Origin of the sequence: Nonomuraea sp. NPDC049784 (assembly GCF_040659615.1) — a bacterium.
GTDB lineage: Bacteria > Actinomycetota > Actinomycetes > Streptosporangiales > Streptosporangiaceae > Nonomuraea.
On the sequence record NZ_JBFAMX010000935.1, the window covers coordinates 1 to 2,884 of the forward strand.

Genomic DNA, 2,884 nt, shown 5'->3' on the forward strand with positions numbered 1-2,884 from the left:
GCCGCGTGGTCGTCCATCACCGCCAGCGCCGTCACGTCCGGATGCGCCGCGACCAGCCGTTCGAACGCATCCCTGCCCTCCTCGGCCGAGCCCGGCCGGAAGTCGTCCACGAACCCGATCCCGGCCGCGCGGGCGGCCTCGGCGAACTCCGCTCCGGCACGGATCGCGGGACCGTACTGCGCCGCGTACGCGTCGGCGGAGACGTTGAAAAAGGCCAGCTCGCGATGCCCGAGGCCGGCCACGTGCGCCACGGCCTGCCTGGCCGTGGCCGCGAAGTCGATGTCGGCGTGGTCGATCGAGCCCGGGTCGCGGGTCCGCCCGATCATGCTGAACGGGACCCCGACCTCCATGAGGTAGTCGGTGCGCTCGTCGTCCAGCCCGACCTCCATCAGCAGCACGCCGTCCACCAGCCCCAGGCCGGTGAGGTGGCGCAGCTCCTCGACCGGGTCGGCGTGCTCGGGGGAGAGCAGCAGGTGGTAGCCCAGCTCGCGGGCCGCCTCGGCGGCGCCGGTGGCGAACTGCATCTCGGTCAGCCCGAAACCGCTGCGCGGGGCGGGGTACAGCAGGGCGAGGATGCGGGTGCGCTTGCTCTGCAGGCCGCGGGCCAGCAGGCTCGGGCGGTATCCGAGGTCGGCCGCGGCCTGCTCGATGCGCCGCCTGGTGTCCGCCGCCACCGGACGGGTGCCGTTGAGCGCGGCGGACACGGTGCTGACCGCGACCCCCGCCCGCTCGGCCACGTCACGTATCGAAGACATCCCACTGCCGGTTTTCTGGATCGAAACGTTTCGCACAACCTAGGGTCCGCTTTGCGGGGCTGTCAATGGGGTGGAATCGGACGTCCCAAACCCGAGGGAACCGGCCGCGCCCGACGTCGCTGTTCGAGCGCGGAGAACGGGTCAGTGATGATTCACGGCGGGGGAGCGGTGGACTGACGCTGGATCAGCTGGATCGGCCCGGCCAGCACCTCGGCCACCGTGTCGTCCGGCTTCAGGCTGGCCAGCAGGGTCACGCCGCGGCGGCCCAGCTCGCCCAGCGGCATGCGCACCGTCGTGAGCGGAGGGTGCAGGTAGCTGGCCAGCTCGAGGTCGTGCACGGCGACGATGGAGACGTCCCGGGGGATCTCCAGCCCGGCCGTACGCACGCCCTCCATCGCCCCGATCGCGGAGGCCACGTTGGCCACGAACACCGCCGTCGGCCGCTCGGGAGCGGCCAGCAGCCGGGCCATCGCCGCCGCCCCGCCCGCCGGCGTGTAGTCGGCCGCCACGATCGGGCCCTCCGGCAGGCCCGCGTCGCGCATCGCCGCCGAGTAGCCGGCCGACCTGCGCGTTGCCGTGTCGGCGCGGGACGGGCCGGCGAGGTGGGCGATACGGCGGTGGCCGAGGCGTACGAGGTGCTCGACCGCCAGCGCGGCGGCCCGCGCGTCGTCGAGGATGACGTACCGCTTGACGCTCCTGCTGCGGTTGTTGAGCATGATCCACGGGATGGCGGCCCGGTCGAGCTGGCTGATGAGCCCCGACTCGTCCCCGGTGCCGGCCAGCAGCAGGCCGTCGATGCGGCCCTGCCCGATCCGGTCCATGTAATCGCCCAGCGCGGCGCTCGACGCGCTGCCGGTGACCAGCACGTACCCCTCGGCGGCCGCCTCCGCCTCCGCGCCCTTGATGATCTCCGCGTAGACGGGGTTGGCGAAGTCGGGGATGAACAGCCCGAACATGTGGGCCCGGGCCGTGCGCAGGCTCCGCGCGGCCACGTTGGGCCGGTAGCCGAGCTCCTCGATCGCCGCCAGCACCCGCTCCCGCGTCTCCGGCCGGATGCTGAGCGTGGGGTCCTTGTTGATGACGCGGGAGACGACGGCCCGGTCGACCTTCGCGACGGCGGCGACGTCGGCCAGCGTGACCCGTGAGCTCTTCATGCCGTTCTCTCGCCGCTGTCCGCCAGGCAGAGGCGCACGCTCTCGCCGGTGTCCATCGAGCGGTAGAGGGCGTCGAGCAGGCGCAGCGTGCCGAGGTTGTCCGCGCCGGACGTCGCCGGCTCACCGCCCTCCGCGATGGCCCTGAGCAGCGACCCCATCGGCCCGGCGACCGCGTCGGGCAGCCAGCGCCTGGTCACCGGGTACGCCAGCCAGCCGTCCGTCGGCAGCTCCCGGCTGTTCACGGACAGGGTGTCGGGGCGGCCGTGCGGATAGTCGTACAGCAGGCCGAGCGTGCCCTTGATCGCGCCTTGCGTGCCGTCGATGCGGAAGGACGCCTCCTGGTCGCCCGTGTGGTTCTCGTGCGTCACGTGGACGAGCGCCCGCACGTCGCCCGGGTACACCAGCGTGCTCATCGTCCGCGTCTCACCCTTGGCCGCCTGTCCCGGCGTGCGGCTGCCGGTGCAGAAGACGAGCTCAGGGTCGCCGAGGATCGAGCGGATCGCGTCCAGGTAGTGGATGGAGTGGTAGACGATCTCCAGCCGGTCGGTGGAGACCAGCCAGTCCCAGGCGCTCCAGTCGGTCAGGATGTTCACGGTGAACGTCATCGCCGTCGGCTCACCGATCCACCCCGCGCGCACCATGGCGCGGGCGGCGGCGATGCCCTCGTCGAAGCGGAGCTGCTGGTTCACCGCGACCTTCAGGCCGCTCGCGGCCGCCAGATCGACGATGCCCCGCCCGGTCGCGACGTCCGGCGCGAACGGCTTCTGGCACAGCAGGTGCTTGCCCGCCGCCAGCGCCGCCCTTGCGATGCCGGGCTGCGCCTGCGGCGCGACGGCGATGTCCACGACGGCCGCGCGCTCGTCGGCCAGCAGCTCCTCCAGCGACGCGTACGTCCTGGGCACCCCGTGGCGGCTCGCCACCTCGGAGGCGCGGGCGGCGTCCAGGTCGTACAGGCCGGTCAGAACGGAATAGCAC

At 72.7% G+C, this 2,884-nt stretch carries 3 protein-coding genes; all 3 read right to left on the reverse strand.

All coding sequences use genetic code 11. The features are described from left to right. The coding region (locus AB0J09_RS61275; protein WP_360713243.1) for a LacI family DNA-binding transcriptional regulator at positions 1-755 on the reverse strand (755 nt) is incomplete at its 3' end. A 152-nt stretch (positions 756-907) separates the two neighbouring features. Then, positions 908-1,909, reverse strand: a complete 1,002-nt coding sequence (locus tag AB0J09_RS61280; protein ID WP_360713245.1) for a LacI family DNA-binding transcriptional regulator — start codon at positions 1,907-1,909, stop codon at positions 908-910. Next, positions 1,906-2,884, reverse strand: a 979-nt coding sequence (locus tag AB0J09_RS61285) for a Gfo/Idh/MocA family oxidoreductase (RefSeq protein ID WP_360713247.1), incomplete at its 5' end; no start/stop codon positions are given. The genes AB0J09_RS61285 and AB0J09_RS61280, both read right to left, overlap by 4 nt.